This is a genomic window from Bradyrhizobium sp. CCBAU 21365, from assembly GCF_015291305.1.
Lineage (GTDB): Bacteria > Pseudomonadota > Alphaproteobacteria > Rhizobiales > Xanthobacteraceae > Bradyrhizobium > Bradyrhizobium elkanii.
On sequence record NZ_CP030036.1, the window covers coordinates 7014626 to 7027086 of the forward strand.

The window sequence follows — 12461 nt, forward strand, 5'->3', positions numbered from 1 at the left end:
CATCACCACGCCACGGCGCCGCGCAGGCGGTTGAAGGCGAGCACGGCGCCGAACACGATCGCGGTCAGCGTCAGCATCAGGGCGCTGGCATAGCCGATGTTGAAGAACTCGAAACCCACCCGGAAGCCGTAGATGTTGAGTGTGTTCGAGGCGTTGCCCGGCCCGCCCTGAGTCGTGATGTAGATGATGTCGAAGAAACGCAGGAGATCGACGCTGCGCAGGATGGCCGCGGTGACGATGGTCGGCAACAGCAGCGGCAGAGTGATGCGCTGGAAGGTCTTGAACGGCGAAGCTCCGTCGATCTGCGCCGCCTCGTAGACGCTCGGCGGCAGGGATTGCAGGCCGCCCAGCACGATCAAGGCGACGTACGGCGTCCACTGCCAGCTGTCGATCAGAGCGACGGTCGGAATGACCCAGGTCGGCGACGCCAGCCAGTCCGACGGCGGCAGGCCGAACGACTGGAGGATGTAATTGGCCGCCCCGAGCGAGGGATCGAGAATCACGAGCCACATCATGCCCGCCACCACCGGCGGCATCATGAACGGTGAGATGAACAGCGAACGCACGATTCCCGGCAGGCGCTTGGCGTGAAACAACACCAGAGCCAGCCACATGCCGAAGACAAGCTGGAGCACCAACGACAGCACATAGAGCGCTATGGTGACCCACAGCCCGTGCCAAAACTCGTAATCGGAGATCAGCTTTGAGTAATTGGCGAGACCCGCGAAGGACTGCTTGCCGGTCGAGGAGAAATTCTGGAAGCCGAGCCAGATCGTATAGACGACCGGAAACGCGATCATCGCGACCGTGAAGATCACCGCCGGCGCCGAGAGCGCCGACATCTCCAGCCTCTGCCGATCCTGCGTGAGTGTCGCAGCCGTATCCGACATGCGTCCATGTCCTTGATCGAATGAGATGCCGACCGGCGCGAAGCCGGCCTCGGACCTTTACTTCTGCGCGATCAGCGCATCGAGCGCCTTGTCTGCGTCGGCACAGGCCTGATCGACGCTCTTCTGCTTCAGGATCAGATCTTGTACCGCCTGACCGATGAACTCGCGCGATTCCGGATTGGCAATGATGGGATAGCCGACTTCCGATGAACCCTTGGTCGCAAGCACGTCGAGTGCGCCCTGCCATTCCTTACGCACCGGCTCCTCGTCGATCCATTTCCGGTACTCAGGATCCTTGGCGACCGATGGCCGCGGCGGGGCAATGCCCTGGAGCGCCATCTTCTTCTGCACCTCGGGGCTGGTCGCCCACTGCACGAAGTACCAGGCCGCGTCCGGCTGTTTGCTGTGCGAGGACACCGCCATGCCCCAGCCGATCGTGGTCGGCACCTGGCCGGCCTCGCCTGCCGGGAACGGCAACAGACCGGTGTCCTTCAGGCGCGCGCCGCCCTCCATCACAGTGCGCAACTCATTCGAGGATTCGAACGCCATCGCGGCGCGGCCGCTGCGGTAGAGCGCCGAAATCTGCTGGAAGCTGTAGTTGACCACACCCGGCGGACCGAAGTCGCGCAGCAGCCGGCTGTAGGTGTCGAGTGCTTCCTTGCCCTTGGCCGAGCAGAGGTTCGACTTGCCGCCTGCGATGTAGCTGCCTCCGATGTTGTGCAGCATGTTGCTGAAGGTGTAGGCGACCGCGGGCTTGAGGCCACGCGAGACGAAGGGCGTGACGGCGCTGTCGCAGGTCTTGATCTTCTCGGCGGCCGCCTCGACATCCTTGATGGTGTTTGGCGCCTCAATGCCGCACTTCTTGAAGATGTCGGTACGATAATAGAAGATCGGACCTTCGATGTTCATCGGCATGCTGGTCAGCTTGCCGCCGAAGGTCGCGGCCTTGAGCAAGGCCTGGCTCAAGCCGGCGGGGTCGTATTCCTTGGCCACCTCGTTCTTGGCCATCGCAGTGAGATCGCCGTACCAGCCGGCCGCGGCGAACTGCTCGCCCTCGCGCGAAGGCAGCGTCATGAACACGTCAACCTCGTCGCTGTTCGCATTCATGACGGTGACCAGACGCTGGCGCATCTGCTGTTCCTGATAGCCGTCGACCTTCAGGGTCATGCCGGTCAGCTTCTCGAAATCGGCCTTGTAGGTCAGCAGCGCCTGCGCGACCGGATTGTTGTTGGCGAGAAAGGTGACGGTCCTGCCCTTGAACTTCATCCAGTCGAAATCGGCCGCATGAGCCTGCGCGCTGACGGCGACAATCGCAAGAACGGGCAACGCGACGTGCGTCGCGAGCATCCTGGCCTTCATCGAACTCTCCTCCCGGCTGGCCGCCTTAAGCTGGCGGGCCATTTGAACGCGGCTTGAAAACGGTTACAATTTAGACCTCACATCGGTCGTGTCAAGCAATGGACAAACTGCATATTCTGCGGCAAATTTACAAGATTACCGCTACCACGCGGTTTGCCTCATCGAATGTAACGTTACATTGATGCGATTGACCAACGCCAAATCCGTGAAACAGGGCATCCGCGCCGTCGCAGCCCGCGCCGGCGTCTCCACGGCCTCGGTGTCCCGCGCACTCAACAATCCCGATGCGGTAAGCCCTTCCTTGCGGGCGCGCATCGAACAGGCCATCGACGCGCTCGGCTACATCCCGCATGCGCCGGCGCGCATCCTGTCGTCACGGCGCTCGCGCACGCTCGGCGCGATCGTTCCGACAATCGACAATACGATGTTCGCGCGCGGCATCGCCTCGCTCCAGCAGTACCTCTCCTCGGTCGGATACATGCTGTTTCTCACCACGAGCGGCTACGATCTCGACGTCGAATTGCAGCAAGCGCGCAATTTGATCAGCCGCGGCGTCGATGGACTTGTGCTGCGCGGCGATTGCCATCACGACGGACTGCGCAAGTTGCTTGCGGACAATGCGGTTCCCTTCATCAATGTCGGCATCTACCAGCCTGATCGACCCCACCCTTGCGTCGGAACCAACAACGAAGCGGCCGCCCATCGCGCCGCCGCGCACGTCATCGAGCTTGGCCACCGCCGCATCGGGATCGTCTCGGCGCTCCAGCGCAACAACGACCGCGCCAGCGCTCGCGTCGCCGGCTTTCGTCGCGCCCTCACCGAGAACGGCCTGGAGCTTCCTCCACAATGGCATGTCGAGGTACCCTACACGCTGGACGACGCGCGCGAAGCGGCCCGCTATCTCCTCAACCTGAAGGATCGTCCGACCGCCGTCGTCTGCGGCAACGATGTGATCGCCTACGGCGTGTTGCTCGAGGCGGAGCGCGACGGATTTTCGGTGCCGCGCGACCTGTCGGTGGTCGGCTTCGACGATCTCGACTGGAGCCGCCATTTGCGGCCGAGCCTGACCACGATCCACGTACCGACCGGAGAAACCTGGCAGCGCGCCGGGGAATATCTGGTGCGCAGCCTCGCCGGCGAGCAGACCATCATGCATCGCGAGATCGACTTCTCCCTGGTGGTCCGTGAATCGACGGCTCCCCCTCTCAAATCCTGAAGCGAGACCTATCCGATGCGCTCAAATTTCTCTCTTGCGCCCGACTTCCATGCCGTGGTGATCGGCGGCGCCGGCGACATCGGCGCCGCAATCAGCAATCAGTTTTGCGACCTCGGCGCGACGGTGACCGCAACGGCGGCCAACGAGACCGATCTGGCGCGCACTTTGCTGAAATCGCGCGCCAGCCTCACACTCGCAACGCTCGACGTCACGAACGACGACGCTGTCGCCTCTTTCGCCCGACAGCAAAAGCGCGTCGATGCGCTGGTCAACTGCGCGGGAATCCTTGCCCGCGACAAGGAATACGAGATCGAAACCTTCATGAAGGTTCTCGACGTCAATCTCACGGGCACCTTTCGAACCTGCATGGCGTTCCGTCCGCTTCTCGCCGAGAGCAAGGGCTCGATCGTCAATCTTGCCTCGATGAACGCGACATTGGCGCTGCCGCGAATCCCGGCCTATTGCGCCAGCAAGGGCGGTGTCGTGATGCTGACCAAGGCGCTCGCCCTGGCATGGGCCGAGCAAGGCATCCGGGTCAATGCGGTTGCCCCCGGCTATATCGAAACGGCGATCAATGCAGCCGGCCGCACCGATCGCGCGCACTATCAGCGCATCGCCGATCGCACCGCGTTCAAGCGCTGGGGTCAGCCGGAGGACATTGCGGGAGCCGTCGCGTTCCTCTGCATGCCGGCATCACAATATGCTACCGGCACCGTCGTCACGGTGGATGGCGGGTTTCTTGCCGGATGAGCCAGGAAAGCAACGGATACGGCCTGCATAATGTCGCCGGAAATGTTTGGGAATGGTACGAGGACCGCCTCGCACCGTCGGGAGTCCCCTTGAATCGCGAGCCTGCACCGAACCGCTCGACGCGCGGTGGATCCTTCCTCAGCGACGAGTCCTGCGGCAGCCGCCGCTTCGCAGCGCGATGCCCGAACGCGTCGGTCGGCCCGTCGAGCAAGATCGGCTTCCCTGTCGTGCGCACCGAGCAGCTACAGGATCCGGCATAGGATGACGCTGGCGACAAATGCCGCGAAGCCGGCCGCTGCTCCCGGCACCCGTCTGTTGCCGCAGTTCTTGCGCAATTTCGTGCGCAATCGCGAGACTGGCCTCGTGCTGGTCGGCATTGTCGTCGGGTTGCTGAGCGGCGTCCTCGTTGCGGCGATCTCGGGCCTCAGCCAGGCCTCGCACGCGCTGCTGTTCGACATTCCCCTCGACGCACATCTCAGCGCCACCGGCGTGATTTCCTGGCAGCGCACCCTGCTGATCCCGGCAGTTGGCGGCCTGGTCCTGGCGCTGATCGGGCTGTACTTCGCGCGACGCGTGAAGGGACAGCAGCTCGCTGACGCCATCGAAGCCAACGCGCTCTATGGCGGCCGGGTGTCCTTCCGCGGCAGCCTGCTGATCTCGATCCAGACGCTGTTGTCCAACGGGTTCGGTGGGTCGGTCGGACTGGAAGCGGGATACACGCAGATCTGCTCGATGTTTGGCTCCCATGTCGGCCAGCGCCTCGCCGCCCGCCGCAACGACATGCGGCTGTTGGTGGCCTGCGGCGCGGCGGGGGCGATCAGCGCAGCGTTTTCGGCTCCGCTGGCCGGCGCCTTCTATGCCTTCGAGGTCGTGCTGGGAGCCTACACCTCGGCCGCTCTCGTGCCCGTCATCGCCAGCGCCGTCACGGCCTGGCTGGTGGCACGGGAGTTGACGCATCAGTCGTTTCTGATGGTGCCTGGCTTCCCATCGCCCGTGTCCGTCGAGATGATCGGACAGACCGTTCTGATCGGCATCATTTGCGCATTCGTCAGCATCCTCGTCATGCTCGCGGTCGCATTCTCAGAACGTTGCTTTCAGCGCGTCAGCCTTTTCAGCGGATTCATGCGTCCGATCCTTGGCGGCCTGCTCCTCGGCGGCCTCGCCCTGCTGACGCCGACCGTGCTCGGCGCCGGCCATGGCGCAATGCAGATCCTGCTGGTCAGCAATCCGACCTGGCTCCTGCTCACGACGACCATCGTGCTCAAGATCCTGGCATCGGCCGTCTCGCTCGGCTCCGGCTTTCGCGGCGGCCTGTTCTTTGCCTCGCTGCTACTTGGCGCGCTGATCGGCCAGCTCTACAGCGTCGTGCTGACCGGCCCCTTCCCCACACTCGCGCTTCAGCCCGGCACCGCCGCCATCGCGGCTCTTGCCGCGCTCGGAACCGGCGTGCTGGGCGCACCGTTCAGCATGGTTTGTCTCGCACTCGAGATCACCGGCGATTTCTCCGTGACCGTCGGGGCGGTGGTCGCATCATCGGTCTGCGCGCTGATCGTCCGCGAGTTGTTCGGCTACAGCTTTGCGACATGGCGCTTCCACCTGCGCGGCGAGGTGATCCGCGGTCCGCAGGACATCGGCTGGGTCCGTCAAATGAGCGCAGCCTCCCTGATGCGTGCCGACTTCGAGAATGCGCTGACCACAATGCCGATCGGCGAGGCGCAGAAGCTGTTTTCGCCGGCGCAGGTTCGGCAGGTCGTGCTGCGCGATCCGAACGGCAGCTATGCCGGCATCGTTGCGTCGGCGACGCTGCATTCCGTCACCAATCGGGACGACGATCCGCTCGGGTCGCTGGCCCAGCAGCAGGATGAGTACCTGCTTCCGACCACGTCGGTTCGCGAGATCCTGAAGGCCTTTGAACGGAGCGAAGCCGACGTCCTCGCGGTCATTGACCGTGCCGACCATCGCGTCACGATCGGCACCTTAAGCGAATCCCATGTGCTGCGCACCTATGGGGAAGAGCTCGAACGCCGGAACCAGGAGCTGTTTTCGCGGTGATACTTGCGCGCTATGGCCTTAGATCCATATCGATCCGCACAAAATCGCCGCGATAGGTGACTTCACCGAGATAGATCACGGTGCGATCGCTCGCCGTGAAGACACGGCGGACTTCGGCAACCGGCGAGTTCAAAGGCACGCGCAGCAGCCGCGCGGCCTCGATGTCTGCGGTTCCGATGGTCAATGTCTGGCGTGCGCTGGCAATCGCCGGATCCCTGAGATCGTTGAGGATCGGGATCACCGTCTCGTTGCGAAAGCGCTTTGGAGACCTGCGAAAGATCTTCTCATCGAGATAGATGGAAATGACGCAGTAAGGCTGCTTCTGGCGCGAGTGCAGACGGCGCATGAAGACATATTTCTCGGCCGGCTTGCCGTCTTCGGGAAGCAGCGGCGCATCGCTCCGGCTTTCCGAGATGTTGATGATCTCCGGAGAGGTGTCGCGGTACATGTCCGCGAGATCGGCCAGGGTGGTCTCGACCTTGAGCCAGCGGTCCTGCCGTACGGTCCCGGTGACGAAGGTGCCGCGGCCCTGCTGCGCCTCGATGACACCGTCGCGGGCGAGCAGTTCGACGGCCTGCCTGATGGTGACGCGCGAGACGCTGAACTCGGCCGCCAGCTCCTCATTGGCCGGCAGGCGAAAACCTTGACTCCAGACACCGCGCGCGATCCGCTGGCGAAAAATATCGGCAATCTGCGCATATTTGGGGACGTGACTGTCGGAACTCAATTCCATCTCGCCCTCCGGAAATCAAGCGGCCCAATCACGGCATCACAAGGGCTGCACCGCGTTCGCCGATCATCAGGCTCGTCGCATTGGTGTTGGCCGAGGTGATTTGCGGCATCACCGAGGCGTCGATCACGCGCAGCCGCTCGACGCCGCGCACCCGCAGCTGCGGATCGAGTACCGCCCGCGCGTCGCTACCCATGCGGCAGGTCCCGACGCAGTGAAACACCGTGCCGCCGGTGTTGCGCGCGAAATCCCACAGCCCGGCATCATTGCTTGCGGCCTCGCCCGGCACCATCTCGACATCCCAGAACGGGCGGAACGCCTTTTGCTGATAGATCTCGCGCAAGATCTTGAGGCCGGCAACAATGGTCTTGCGGTCGATCTCCTCGGCGAAATAATTGGGCACGATCAGCGGCTGCTCGAACGGATCGGCCGAGCGGATCGCGAGCTGTCCGCGCGACCGGCCGTGGCATTGCCAGACCGAGGCCGTGAAGCCGGAATAGCTGTGGAGGGGTTCGCCGGGCTTGTCGACGGACAGCGGCATCACGTTGAACTGCACGTCCGGACGCCCACCGACCGCATATTCGGTACAGGCCGCTCCGCCCACCTGTCCCGCCCCCACCGTCAACGGCCCCCGCCCGGCCAGCATCCATTGCAACCCCATCTTCGCGAGCTCGACAGGATGGCGGACCTGGTCATTGAGCGAGATCCGCTCCTTCAGGCGCACGATCAGCCGTGCCTGGTAATGGTCCTGCAGATTGGAGCCGACTTCGGGCGAGTCGGTGACGACGGGAATACCGTGCTTGCGAAGCAGGTCGGCCGGACCGATCCCGGAAAGCTGGAGGATTTGCGGCGATTGCAGCGCGCCGCCGGACAGGATGACCTCGCGATCGGCTGTCGCGCGATGAACCTGCCCCTTGCTGATCCACTCGACGCCGGTCGCGACGCGGCCGTTGAAAGTGACTTTGCTCACCTGTGCGTGCGTGATGATGGTCAGATTGCGCCGGTCGGCAATCGGTCGAAGAAAGGCGGATGCCGAGCTGGTCCGCCAATGCCGCCCGATGCCGAGCTGATAGGACCCGACGCCAAGCGTCGTCGCGCCGTTGAAGTCGGGATTGCGCGGCAGGCCGAACTGCACGCCCGCCTCCACCCAGGCCCTCGACGCCGGATTGTCGTTCCGCAGGTCGGAGACCTCGAACTCTCCGAGGCCGCCGTGAAACTGGCTCTCGCCGCCGCGATAGCGCTCGTAGCGCCGGAAATAGGGCAGGACGTCGCGATAGCTCCAGCCGTCGGCGCCGAGACGTTCCCAGTCGTCAAAATCCTCGTGCTGGCCGCGGATGAAGATCAGGCCGTTGATCGACGACGATCCGCCGAGCACGCGGCCGCGCGGCCAGACGATGGCGCGGCCGCCGCTTCCTTCCGACGGCTCGGTCCTGAACAGGCGCGAGAAGCGCTCGTTGTAGATGGTCCGGTAATAGCCGACCGGCAGCTTGAGCCAGAAATTCCGGTCCGATCCGCCGGCTTCGAGCAGCAGCACGCGGCAGGCAGGATCAGCCGACAGTCTGTTTGCGACCACACAGCCGGCCGACCCCGCACCGACAATGATGTAATCGTAGCCAAGTCCCGACATCAAGCGGTCCGGTATCGTTCGATCGAGGCAAGATCGGGCGTGATGCCGAGACCCGCCCCGTCGCCGAGCTCGATCATGCCATCGCTGACGTCCAGCACGGGGCCGCAAAATTGATCCCGCAGCGGGTTCTCATTGCTGTCGACCTCCAGCAGTCCCTCGCCGCCGACGCCCGCCAGCAGATGCGCCGACGCCAAGAGGCCGATGCCGGCGCCGAGATAGTGCGGACAGAACATCTTGCCTGACGCCAGGATGTCACGGGCGATGCCGGCGCAAGCCGAGAGCCCGCCCCACTTGGCGATGTCGGGCTGGACGATACCGAGAACCGGCTCGCTCAGCACCTCGGCAAAGCCGGCGTGGCTCGCGATGTTCTCACCGGCCGCGAGCGGAAAACGGATCGTCTCGTGTAGCTGCTTCCATTCCTGCCGCGGACGGTCCGCGCGGATCGGCTCCTCGAGCCAGGCAAGGCCGAACGGCTCGAGCTGCGGCGCACGCTCGAGCGCCTGCGCGATGGTCCAACCCTGGTTGACGTCGGCTGCAAGCATGCCATCGCCGACGAGGCGGCGCAGCGCGGCGAGATTGGCCCGGTCGTCTGCCGGATCGAAGCCGATCTTCAGCTTCAAGGCGCGATAGCCGCGGCCGAGGGCTGCTTCCGCCGCCCGCTCCGATCCGACGGGATTGATGCCGCTGGCATAGACCTTGATCCGCTTCCGCGATCCGCCGAGCAGTTTCCACAACGCAACGTTCCGGCGGCGCGCATGGAGATCCCAGACGGCGAGATCGATGCCGGCGATCGATTGCGCGAACGGGCCCGCTTCGCCGGATTGCAACGCGAGCACCGAAGTTCCCCGCGTCAATCGCTCGAATGCGGCATCAGGTTCGCTTGCCCTCAATCCGACAAGCGCCGGTGCCAGAACCTCGTTGACCAGCCGAACACGATGCTCGGCACCCGGCGAGGGAAAGTTGCACCAGACCTCGCCCCAGCCCGCGTAACCGTCCGTGTCCTCGATCCGAACGAACACGGCAGGCCGGTCCCCCATGCGCCCGAACGAGGTGATGACCGGTGTCGTCAGCGGATAGCGGAAGCCAAAGGCCTGGACGCTCCGGATAGTGAAAGGCGGCGATGTCATGCGCGGAAATGCCTGCGGCGCCTGCGACCAAAGCGGCGCTTGTATGGTCCTCCTATTTATAATATGACTCGGCCAAACATCAACTGCAATCTGGGTGGATGCGTCGAATGGACGGAGCTGGCGTGAGACGCCTTGGTCTCGGATTGATACCTTGGGTCGGTGCGATCCTGCTCTGGTATGCCGTGCGCTGGAGCGGCTTCGTCAACGCATCGCTGATCCCCGCCCCGCATCAGGTCGCCGCGAAGTTCGTCGAGCTTCTCACCAAGGAAGGCCTTTTGATCGACATCTTCGCCTCGACGAGGCGCGTCTTTTTCGGCGTCTCGCTTGGAATTCTCGTCGCGGTGCCGGTCGGCTTTCTGCTCGGATGGTATCGCCCGGCCCGCACCTTCGCCGACCCCATGATCAACTTCTTCCGCGCGCTGCCGCCGATCGCCCTGATCCCGCTTGTCATCGTCTATTTCGGCGTGGACGAGCTCGCAAAGCTCGTCATCCTGTTCTACGCCTCGTTCTTCTCCGGCGTGATCGTCATGTATGAGGGTGTCTCGCAGATCACGCCGCTCTATATCCGCGTGGCGCAGACCCTCGGCGCCAATCAGGCGGAAATCTTTCGCAAGGTCATCATTCCTCTCACCGTTCCGCACATCCTCACCGCGCTGCGGGTCGCGCTTGGGGTAGCCTGGGCAACGCTGGTGGCATCCGAACTGATCGCGGCCCAGCGTGGGCTTGGCGCCATGATCCAGAATGCGTCGACCTACTTCCTGCTCGACGTCATCTATGTCGGCATCATCTGCATCGGCCTGATCGCGCTGATCATGGACATGATCCTGCGCAAGATCACGGCCCGGTTGCTGGTCTGGCAGGATCGGGCCATCGCATGACCACGCGTGCACGGTTCGACAAGGTTTCGCTTGCCTTCGAGACCCCGAAGGGACGCCTCAACGTCGTCGAGGATGTCAGCTACGATATCAACGATGGCGATTTCATCGCGGTGATCGGCCCTTCAGGCTGCGGCAAGACCACGATGATGAGCATGCTCGCCGGCTTCCAGAAGCCGACGACCGGAACCGTGCTGTTCGACGGACAGCCCGTCGCCGGTCCCGGTCCCGAGCGCGGCGTCATCTTCCAGGAATATGGCGTCTTCCCGTGGCTGACGGTGAAACAGAACATCGCTTTCGGCCTGACGCTCCGGGCCAATCACGTCGCCGCCGGCGAGCGCGATGCGATCTGCGATCACTATCTTGGCCTGATGGGGCTGTCCGACTTCGCCAACTCCTATCCGAAGCATTTGTCCGGCGGCATGCGGCAGCGGCTCGCGATCGCGCGGGCTTACGCCGTCAAGCCGCAGTTCCTGCTGATGGACGAGCCGTTCGGTGCGCTCGACGCCCAGACCCGTTCCAACATGCAGAACCTGCTGCTCAAGGTGCTCCAGACCGAAGGCAAGACGGTCATGCTGATCACCCATTCCGTGGAGGAGGCGATCTATCTCGCGTCCCGCATCGTGGTGGTGACCGCGCGGCCGGCGCGGATCAGGCAGATCATCGACGTGCCGTTCGCCTATCCGCGCGACGAATCGATCCAGGAGCGGCCCGAATTCGGCGAGTTGCGAAGCCATATCAAGCATCTGGTGATGGACGAGTATCGCGCCCAGCAGGCGCAGATGCGTCCGGTCTCATTCTCGGAATAACAACACAGCGGAGGACGACCTATGGATCGGCGACAATTTCTGACCACGACGGCCGGGCTTGCCCTGGGGTCCTTCACCGCCGCAGCGCCTGCGATTGCGCAGGCAAAAACAAAAGTTCGGGTCGGCTATCTGCACACCGTTGCCGTCGACGGCCAGATCTGGACCGGCATGGACCGCGGCTCCTTTGAAAAGCAGGGACTGGATCTCGAGCTGCGGCAGTTCAATACCGGCCTCGAAATCTTCCAGGCGCTGATCGGCGGCAGCCTCGACGTGCTGGCGACGGGCGCCGTGCTCTCGAACTTCCCGGCCCGCGGCCAGGGCAAGGTCTTCCTCATCAACGACATCGAGGTCGCGACCGCACAGCTCTGGGTGCGCGGCGATCAGGGCATCAAGTCATTCGAGGATCTGAAGGGTAAGCGGATCGCAACTGCGACCGGCACCACCGCGCATGTGTTCCTGGACACCGCGCTGCGCGCGAACAAGGTCGATCCCAAAGAGGTCGAACTCGTCAACCAGACCATGCCTGCCGCCGTAACCGCCTTCATTTCAGGCGCGGTGCCTGCCGTTGCGCTCTGGGTGCCCTTCAACGTGACGGTTCGCGACAAGGTGCCGGGCGCGGTCAAGCTCGCCGACGCCTCAGCCTATTATCCAAAGGCCGCGATCATCGGCGGCTGGGCCGCGGCCAACGACTATTACGAGCCCAACAAGGAAACGCTGGCGAAGCTGATCCGTGGCTGGGCCGATGCCAATGACTACATCATCGCGAACAGCACCGAGGCGATGGAAAAGCTGCAGAAGGGCCATTACAGCCAGACCCCGATGGCCGACATCGACGAATCGTTCAAGGCGCAGAAGATGTTCTCGTCGCGGGACTGGAAGCGGATGTATTCCGACGGCACGGTCACCAACTGGCTGCAGCAATCGACCGACTTCTTCATGGCCAATGCCGGCATCAAGGACTTTACGCCGGCAAGCAAGTATTTCGATCCGAGCCTGTATTTGAAAACGATTGCGTGACGCATCTGG

Annotated in this window: 12 protein-coding genes; 7 read left to right on the top strand and 5 right to left on the bottom strand. The window is 63.6% G+C overall.

Features of this window, described 5'->3' with window-relative positions; all coding sequences use genetic code 11:
* Positions 1–2: 2 nt before the first annotated feature.
* The gene (locus XI02_RS33000; RefSeq protein WP_194483249.1) at positions 3–890 is read right to left on the bottom strand and encodes a carbohydrate ABC transporter permease; all 888 of its coding nucleotides are present in this window, start codon (positions 888–890) and stop codon (positions 3–5) included.
* 57 nt (positions 891–947) lie between these two features.
* Positions 948–2249 (bottom strand): ABC transporter substrate-binding protein, encoded by a 1302-nt coding sequence (locus XI02_RS33005; RefSeq protein WP_172647318.1) that lies wholly within the window; start codon positions 2247–2249, stop codon positions 948–950.
* Positions 2250–2430: 181 nt separating this feature from the next.
* Here XI02_RS33005 and XI02_RS33010 point away from each other — a divergent pair, with 181 nt between their 5' ends.
* Genes XI02_RS33010 through XI02_RS33025 form a run of 4 tightly spaced genes read left to right on the top strand, consistent with a single transcriptional unit; the run spans position 2431 to position 6267 of the window.
* The gene (locus tag XI02_RS33010; protein WP_016848473.1) at positions 2431–3465 is read left to right on the top strand and encodes a LacI family DNA-binding transcriptional regulator; all 1035 of its coding nucleotides are present in this window, start codon (positions 2431–2433) and stop codon (positions 3463–3465) included.
* Between the two features lie 15 nt (positions 3466–3480).
* Positions 3481–4215 (top strand): SDR family NAD(P)-dependent oxidoreductase, encoded by a 735-nt coding sequence (locus XI02_RS33015; protein WP_172647317.1) that lies wholly within the window; start codon positions 3481–3483, stop codon positions 4213–4215.
* The gene (locus XI02_RS46495) at positions 4212–4475 is read left to right on the top strand and encodes an SUMF1/EgtB/PvdO family nonheme iron enzyme (RefSeq protein ID WP_069278532.1); all 264 of its coding nucleotides are present in this window, start codon (positions 4212–4214) and stop codon (positions 4473–4475) included. The genes XI02_RS33015 and XI02_RS46495 overlap by 4 nt, the downstream gene beginning before the upstream one ends.
* Before the next feature lies 1 nt (position 4476).
* Positions 4477–6267 carry a chloride channel protein gene (locus tag XI02_RS33025; protein ID WP_069278533.1) on the top strand — a complete coding sequence of 597 codons (1791 nt, stop codon included), beginning with the start codon at positions 4477–4479 and terminating at the stop codon, positions 6265–6267.
* A gap of 10 nt (positions 6268–6277) precedes the next feature.
* On the opposite strand, the gene XI02_RS33030 is transcribed toward XI02_RS33025, so the two are convergent.
* From XI02_RS33030 to XI02_RS33040, 3 genes are read right to left on the bottom strand one after another with little or no spacing between them, the layout of a single operon-like run.
* The gene (locus XI02_RS33030; RefSeq protein ID WP_172647316.1) at positions 6278–7000 is read right to left on the bottom strand and encodes a GntR family transcriptional regulator; all 723 of its coding nucleotides are present in this window, start codon (positions 6998–7000) and stop codon (positions 6278–6280) included.
* A 28-nt stretch (positions 7001–7028) separates the two neighbouring features.
* Positions 7029–8624, bottom strand: coding sequence for a GMC family oxidoreductase (locus XI02_RS33035; protein ID WP_172647315.1), 1596 nt, complete (start codon positions 8622–8624; stop codon positions 7029–7031).
* Complete coding sequence (locus tag XI02_RS33040) at positions 8624–9751, bottom strand: mandelate racemase/muconate lactonizing enzyme family protein (protein WP_172647314.1); 1128 nt, start codon at positions 9749–9751, stop codon at positions 8624–8626. The genes XI02_RS33035 and XI02_RS33040 overlap by 1 nt, the downstream gene beginning before the upstream one ends.
* Before the next feature lie 122 nt (positions 9752–9873).
* Here XI02_RS33040 and XI02_RS33045 point away from each other — a divergent pair, with 122 nt between their 5' ends.
* The 3 genes from XI02_RS33045 to XI02_RS33055 are packed head-to-tail and all read left to right on the top strand — an operon-like array spanning position 9874 to position 12452.
* Positions 9874–10629 carry an ABC transporter permease gene (locus XI02_RS33045; protein WP_244620870.1) on the top strand — a complete coding sequence of 252 codons (756 nt, stop codon included), beginning with the start codon at positions 9874–9876 and terminating at the stop codon, positions 10627–10629.
* Positions 10626–11435 (top strand): ABC transporter ATP-binding protein, encoded by an 810-nt coding sequence (locus tag XI02_RS33050; protein ID WP_069278535.1) that lies wholly within the window; start codon positions 10626–10628, stop codon positions 11433–11435. The genes XI02_RS33045 and XI02_RS33050 overlap by 4 nt, the downstream gene beginning before the upstream one ends.
* A gap of 21 nt (positions 11436–11456) precedes the next feature.
* Positions 11457–12452, top strand: coding sequence for an ABC transporter substrate-binding protein (locus tag XI02_RS33055; protein ID WP_172647313.1), 996 nt, complete (start codon positions 11457–11459; stop codon positions 12450–12452).
* The last annotated feature ends 9 nt before the right edge of the window (positions 12453–12461 follow it).

What these genes read in the sequence shown, in the direction of transcription:
- XI02_RS33000 (WP_194483249.1), bottom strand. Translation starts at nt 890, where the DNA reads ATGTCGGATACGGCTGCGACACTCACGCAGGATCGGCAGAGGCTGGAG.
- XI02_RS33005 (WP_172647318.1), bottom strand. Translation starts at nt 2,249, where the DNA reads ATGAAGGCCAGGATGCTCGCGACGCACGTCGCGTTGCCCGTTCTTGCG.
- XI02_RS33010 (WP_016848473.1), top strand. Translation starts at nt 2,431, where the DNA reads ATGCGATTGACCAACGCCAAATCCGTGAAACAGGGCATCCGCGCCGTC.
- XI02_RS33015 (WP_172647317.1), top strand. Translation starts at nt 3,481, where the DNA reads ATGCGCTCAAATTTCTCTCTTGCGCCCGACTTCCATGCCGTGGTGATC.
- XI02_RS46495 (WP_069278532.1), top strand. Translation starts at nt 4,212, where the DNA reads ATGAGCCAGGAAAGCAACGGATACGGCCTGCATAATGTCGCCGGAAAT.
- XI02_RS33025 (WP_069278533.1), top strand. Translation starts at nt 4,477, where the DNA reads ATGACGCTGGCGACAAATGCCGCGAAGCCGGCCGCTGCTCCCGGCACC.
- XI02_RS33030 (WP_172647316.1), bottom strand. Translation starts at nt 7,000, where the DNA reads ATGGAATTGAGTTCCGACAGTCACGTCCCCAAATATGCGCAGATTGCC.
- XI02_RS33035 (WP_172647315.1), bottom strand. Translation starts at nt 8,624, where the DNA reads ATGTCGGGACTTGGCTACGATTACATCATTGTCGGTGCGGGGTCGGCC.
- XI02_RS33040 (WP_172647314.1), bottom strand. Translation starts at nt 9,751, where the DNA reads ATGACATCGCCGCCTTTCACTATCCGGAGCGTCCAGGCCTTTGGCTTC.
- XI02_RS33050 (WP_069278535.1), top strand. Translation starts at nt 10,626, where the DNA reads ATGACCACGCGTGCACGGTTCGACAAGGTTTCGCTTGCCTTCGAGACC.
- XI02_RS33055 (WP_172647313.1), top strand. Translation starts at nt 11,457, where the DNA reads ATGGATCGGCGACAATTTCTGACCACGACGGCCGGGCTTGCCCTGGGG.